This is a genomic window from Thiomicrospira sp. (assembly GCF_036568485.1).
Taxonomy (GTDB): domain Bacteria; phylum Pseudomonadota; class Gammaproteobacteria; order Thiomicrospirales; family Thiomicrospiraceae; genus Thiomicrospira.
The window spans coordinates 1-5998 of record NZ_DATCSL010000073.1 but is presented as its reverse complement, the minus strand read 5'-3'; the positions used below and the strand labels follow the sequence as shown (position 1 = coordinate 5998).

Here is a 5998-nt window from a genome sequence, read left to right as displayed (position 1 = left end):
TTTACGACATTATGGAGTGCATTAAAGCTGAGGATGGTCTGTTGTTAGAGGCGGAAAATGCCTTGGAGGATATCTTGGGTCAAGTTCGAATCTTTAAACATTCTAGACCTTTGGCACAGCGTTTAAAGAACTTGATGGAAGGGTTTTAATGTCTGAATGTAAATGATTGATGCTGAAATTGCTAGCTTGGCTATGGAGAGCGTTCAAAATTCTGTGTCAGCCTAGTTTTCTAAATATCCAACACCTTGTCTAGTCGTCCCTCGAAGTGGATGGCTAACTGAGACAAGGCAAGGTTCCAGTTCTGAACTGGCATCGTCCATTTTTTTGACGCGTTGAGTATGCCAGCATAAAGTAGCTTCAACAAGCTATTTTCGTTAGGAAAACCGCCCTTGGTTTTGGTCAGTTTACGGAACTGGCGATGCACCGCTTCAATCGCGTTAGTCGTGTAAATCACCCGTCGGATGTACTCAGGGTATTTGAAGTACACACTGAGGTTATCCCATTTGCGCCGCCAAGACGAGATCACAATCGGATAGTGTGCGCCCCATTTGACTTCCAGCTCATCCAGTGCCGCTTCGGCGGCTTGTTTAGTTGTAGCACGGTAAACTGGCTTTAAATCCTGCATGAATTCTTTCTGGTTTTTTGAGGCAACATATTTCATTGAGTTGCGGATTTGATGAATCACGCATTGTTGCACTTCCGTATCAGGGTAAATGCTGTTAATCGCTTCGACAAAGCCGGTTAAACCATCCACACTGGCAATCAGAATATCTTTGACGCCATGATTATGTAAATCGGTTAAGACAGAGAGCCAGTAGTTCGCCCCTTCGCTTTCTGAGAGGTACAAGCCAAGTAGTTCTTTGCGGCCTTCGGTGTTGACCCCTAAAATGGTATAGATCGCTTTACTAACATAGCGTCCATTTTCTTTAATCTTGTAGTGAATGGCATCGAGCCAAATAAAGGGATAGATCGCGTCGAGTGAGCGCGATTGCCATTCTTTAAGCTCAGGGATCAGTTGATCCGTCACGGCCGTAATCGTGGCCTCAGAGACCTCAATGCCGTACAGTTCTTCAATGTGGAAACGGATATCGCGGTAGCTGGTGCCCAGTGCAAATAGGCCTAGAATTTTTTGGTCGATTTCTGGGGTGAGTTTGGTTTGATGCTTTTTGACCAATTGCGGCTCGAAAGAACCCTCACGATCACGAGGTGTGTCTAGCTCAAATTCACCTACACCACTTTTGACGGTTTTCTTGGTATAGCCATTTTTACGATTAGCTGACGTATCCTCGGCTAAATGTAGGTCAAGTTCGGCTTTGAGCGCGGCTTCGGTGAGTTGTTTGATCAACGGGGTCAACACGCCATCTTTGCCGGTTAAACCCTTGCCAGATTGAAGCTGTTCTAATGCTTCGTTGAAATCGAATTGTGGTTTTGTCATGTGTCATTCCTTTTTGAGAAATTTTAACGAAATGACACAGATTTCTAAACACTACCGTCAAAACAGTTTGAAGAAATCCTTGCTATTCAACGTCAGTTTTCAGCCTTTTGCCAGCCAATGAATCAAATTCAAAAAGGTAACTATATACAATTCTACACAACAAGCCCGATTAAAAACCGCTAGTGCGGGTTTGTGATTAATCTTTAGGGTTGAAGCTCAATGCGATCTGTAAATTTTTATCGAACTCTGTTTGTTTTTTATTCTTGGCAGGCTGACTGAAATCCATTTCAAGTTCATACTGAGGGTCAGTTTGATACTTCTTCTTAAATAGGCGCTGAAATTCATCTTTCGTGTCGGATATCTCCATCAAAGTTGTAACTTCGGTAATTTGCCGCTTTAAATGCTCTCTGCCAACCTCGGGCGTTAAATTCTGATGAAATCTATGTTTGTAATTACCTGAGTCAGTTTTCGGTGTTTTATCTTTCAATACGTTTAAAACGCCATCTGGCAACAATTCATAGACGTACTTATTCGTCAATTTTCCAATAAATTGAGGTTTTCTTTTTATGTTTTTAGCAGTGAAAGGAACCCCCCAAAGCCTGAAAACCTGCATGTAAAAATTGTTAGTAAATGTGAGCTGCCATTTAAGCGTTTCTTCCGAAATGTACGCTTTTAGTATCTTTTGTAATTCAAATCTCTCACGCTCATATTGGTAGCCAGTGGCTTCGTCCACTAAGCTGATCATTCCAACAGTTGCTAAAGCTCCTTGCAGAATCTCCGAACGAATTGCCAGCGGCATCTGCTTAGCTGTTAATTTGCCTTCCCTTCTTGCTGTAAGATAAAGAATACAAAGTTCTGGCAATATTAGTGCGTTGTAGCCCTGATATTCCTTTCCTTCATTGCAATAAGTGATGGGTTTGATCAATAACTCAAGTTTTTGATTTATATACGGTTGTAGGTTCTTTGCATCTACAAAAGAGGGTCGGTTGATCAATCGGTTATTACTTCTTGGAATCCGATCAAATGCCTTAAACACAGAGGTCATTTGAATAACCCTGGTGTTATCTTCATCATCTAAAACAGCAACGCTAAGCTGTTTGTCGCCAATTTCAAGCATTCCTTCTTTTAATATTTGAGGTAGTTTTTCAGACATTGATCAAATCCTTGTAAGTCATTCGGTATTCAGTATTTGAAAGCAGCAAATTAAATTTCTGTGACTCGTCTTGTTCACGTGAGTTGTAACGGAACACGAATTCATCAACATACTTTTGAAGATGTTTAACGTTAGTGAAGTGGTAGATATCAACTATTCCGCGTTTTAGAAGACTCCAGAAACCCTCTATGGTGTTGGTATGGACGCGACCGTTCACATACTGGCCTTGACCATGCTTTATGAATTGGTAGTCATAGATGCGCTTTAAGGCATTGTAGCCTGGCAATTCATCTGAGTAGATTGTTGCGTCATTAACAGAATTGACGATTTCAGTGGTTAGAGTGCGGATAGTTACATCACCAACGCACTTAGCATTCAACTTGCCTCTGCGCTCTACCATTCCAAGCTCAGGCGCTTTTTCTTTGGTGCTTCTACCTTGCTCGCCTTCGCCGCGCTTTGGCGCATGTTTATTCTTTGATTTACTACCTACATAGGTTTCATCCACTTCAACTTCATTGTTTAAATCGTTGTCGAAACCAAAACAATTACGAATACGGTGAAGCATGAACCATGCTGTTTTTTGCGTAACACCAATATCCTTAGATAACTGTATGCTTGAGATTTCCTTCTTGTGAGAAGTCACGAGCCAGATAGCCAAGAACCACTTTTGTAGCTTTACTTTGGTGTTATCAAACAAGGTTGCTGTTTTGACGTTGAAATACTTTCCAGTATTCTTGCAGCGGTAGCGATTGTTAGCGCAACCGTAGACTTTTGACTCTGAATCGAATGGAGAAACAACAGCTCCATCAGGCCAACGGAGTTCTGTTAAATGGTCAATGCAAGTCTGCTCGTCAGGAAAGGCGTTTAGCAGCTCAAGGATGGTGTTGAATTCTGTACTAATCATGTGGTTAATTATATCACATGGTTAGTAGATTGCTACACAAGTCGAATAATTTGTGTAATTTTATATATAGCCATCTTCAAAAATAAATAAATTTGGAAACATCATCAATGTGACCTTTCCCCTGAATTAGTACCATTTCCTCGATGAGATTTTTATGCCACCTGTTTTGCAAAAAAACGATGGCGGTAAATAATTCAGTAAGCTTTGTGTTCGAGCATGATTATAGTGCTCACGCGACTGGTTAATCTGATCAATGTCATGGTTATGTACTTAGGAGAAAGGTTGGGGAATGTCCATGTTCAATACAAAATACTTCTAAAGTTACTTAGAAAGTATCAATTTTAGGAATTTATATGTCTAGGTACCATACCTATTTTCCCTTTGGAAAGAGCCAGTTTGCAACTATGATTAATAAAGCAATCACGTTTATAGTTGTAGTGGTTAGCACAGTAATTAGCACGTTTTCCGATAATGAAAAGCAAGAAAACCCGAAACCATCAAAAAACAAAATTATACCAACCGCTAATAACCAAGCTGAAACAACACTGAATATAGCCCAAGCAAACTTTAATCGCAGGTTATGAGTATCTTCTAGTTCCTTAAGCTTTTGTTTAAGAACTTTTATTTCATGGTCTTGTCTTGAATCGTCAATATCTTCAGATAAATCTACATCTTCAAGGGCTTCTAAGTCTGTATTAGAGTCTTCTTTTACGTCATCACCAGACTTTTGAACTTTTTTCAAAAAAGTTGCATTAAGTTTTTTTTCTTTAGTAGGGTCAGACAACTATTTTACGCCTCAATTCTATCTAGAATTTCTTGGTAGTGGGCTCTAATAAGATTTCTAGGAATTTCTGAATAAGGTGCTTGATTCCAGACTTTAGACCAAGGTGTATTAGGTCTATGAGTAATTTGTGATAATGCAAATCCAGAATGGTGCCCGTACCCTTCCCAAATAGCTTTAATCAGTTGTTGCTGCTCTTCATCATTAATTTGATCACTCGAGGGAATAAAATCGGTCACCTCGCCACGACCATATTTGCGCAAAGACTGGTACAGGTCTCGGATAACAGGGCCAAACTGCCAAGCATAAACATCTTCATTAGTTAGTAATGGCTCATCCATTCCTGCCAGTGAAAACCCATGGGCGATATAAACTAGTTTTTGAAGTTTCATATTAGTTAATGAGTGGTTATCTTCATTACGAGCCAACTCAATGAACTTGTTTGCCACTGCTAATGATGAACTCATTGTTAACAACCTCTACTAAAACTTAAATCAAACTATTAATAAACATACTAAACTGTGTATTAAACACTATGAGGCACCGTAAGACAATAAGCATTGCTTATGATTAAAATCAATTTTTATCTAAAAAGCACACTAAATTAAGTACGTAAATATTTTAATAACGCCAGCCAAGAGCTTGCTTTCTAAGCTATTAAGCATTATTACCAGGCATGCAACCACTTAACAAAAGGAGGCTGCATATCAGAATCGTTTCGTTTAGGTGCGTTAACTCTGAAATCGGAAGCCAGCAAGTAGCACAACCTTGTTCTTATTAGTGAGCTTGTTCTGTCCACTTCCCCATTAGTGAAACACTGGTAAAGTAGAGTTTTCCAGTTTTACTCGATAAGCCGCCGGTGGCAGATTACCCAGACTTTCATGGGTGCGTTCTTCGTTATAATCTAACCGCCAGAACCAAGCCATCTCCCTAACTTGATCGAGCGATTCAAACAGATACGCATTTAAAAACTCATGTCTGAACGAGCCATTAAATCGTTCTACAAAACCATTTTGTTGTGGCTTACCTGGTTGGATATAAGCCAACTTAACGTCATTCTGCTCACACCAGTCCGTTAACTTGGCCGAGATTAGTTCTGGCCCGTTATCCAGTCTAATTTGCTTTGGCAGACCACGTTCTTCTTTTAATTGTTCAAGGGTCCGCACCACGCGTTCTGCAGGCAGTGAACTGTCCACTTCAATGGCTAAACATTCGCGTGTACCTTCATCGAGCACATTCAGCGTTCTAAACCGTTTGCCGCAATAAAGCGTGTCGTGCATAAAATCCAACGCCCACTGATGATTGGGTTGATTGAGCACGGTAAGTGGTTGGACAACTCGTTTAGGAAGCACGCGTTTTGTCCGCCGCTTGAGGTTTAATCCCATTTGGCAGTACACCCGGTAAACCCGTTTATGGTTAAACGGATGGTTTTTAAACCTTATGCGACCGTAACACTTCCAGAACCCCGCACGCGGTGATTTTTTCAACACTTGATTAATCGCATCAATGACAGCAGCATCGGTTTTACGCCAGTCTTTTTGTTTACGGTAAAAACTGGCTCGGCTTATCCCCGTCAGTAAACAGGCTTTGAGAATGCTCAAGCCCGAATTGACTAGGGTTTTGGCACACTCTTTTTTGTCTGCTGTCACCAACCCTTTTTTGCGAATAATTCCTTCATCGCATGGTTTTCAAGGCTGACATCGGCAAACAGCTTTTTTAGCTTGG

The 5998-nt window shown here is 40.6% G+C and carries 5 protein-coding genes and 1 pseudogene; all 6 read right to left on the bottom strand.

What is annotated here, in order from left to right; genetic code table 11:
- Positions 1–229 precede the first annotated feature (229 nt).
- Complete coding sequence (locus VIM91_RS07500) at positions 230–1435, bottom strand: IS256 family transposase (protein WP_331864199.1); 1206 nt, start codon at positions 1433–1435, stop codon at positions 230–232.
- 196 nt (positions 1436–1631) lie between these two features.
- Positions 1632–2588 carry a P63C domain-containing protein gene (locus VIM91_RS07495; protein WP_331864198.1) on the bottom strand — a complete coding sequence of 319 codons (957 nt, stop codon included), beginning with the start codon at positions 2586–2588 and terminating at the stop codon, positions 1632–1634.
- Complete coding sequence (locus VIM91_RS07490) at positions 2581–3492, bottom strand: IS1595 family transposase (protein ID WP_331864197.1); 912 nt, start codon at positions 3490–3492, stop codon at positions 2581–2583. The genes VIM91_RS07495 and VIM91_RS07490 overlap by 8 nt, the downstream gene beginning before the upstream one ends.
- A 370-nt stretch (positions 3493–3862) precedes the next feature.
- On the bottom strand, positions 3863–4276 hold the full coding sequence (locus tag VIM91_RS07485; RefSeq protein WP_331864196.1) for a hypothetical protein: 414 nt from the start codon (positions 4274–4276) through the stop codon (positions 3863–3865).
- 5 nt (positions 4277–4281) lie between these two features.
- Positions 4282–4740, bottom strand: a complete 459-nt coding sequence (locus VIM91_RS07480; protein ID WP_331864195.1) for a Panacea domain-containing protein — start codon at positions 4738–4740, stop codon at positions 4282–4284.
- 339 nt (positions 4741–5079) lie between these two features.
- Positions 5080–5998: pseudogene (locus VIM91_RS07475) on the bottom strand (IS3 family transposase); the annotation flags it as partial.

Coding starts and splice junctions, on each gene's coding strand:
- VIM91_RS07490 (WP_331864197.1), bottom strand. CDS start 3,492: ATGATTAGTACAGAATTCAACACCATCCTTGAGCTGCTAAACGCCTTT.
- VIM91_RS07500 (WP_331864199.1), bottom strand. CDS start 1,435: ATGACAAAACCACAATTCGATTTCAACGAAGCATTAGAACAGCTTCAA.
- VIM91_RS07480 (WP_331864195.1), bottom strand. CDS start 4,740: ATGAGTTCATCATTAGCAGTGGCAAACAAGTTCATTGAGTTGGCTCGT.
- VIM91_RS07495 (WP_331864198.1), bottom strand. CDS start 2,588: ATGTCTGAAAAACTACCTCAAATATTAAAAGAAGGAATGCTTGAAATT.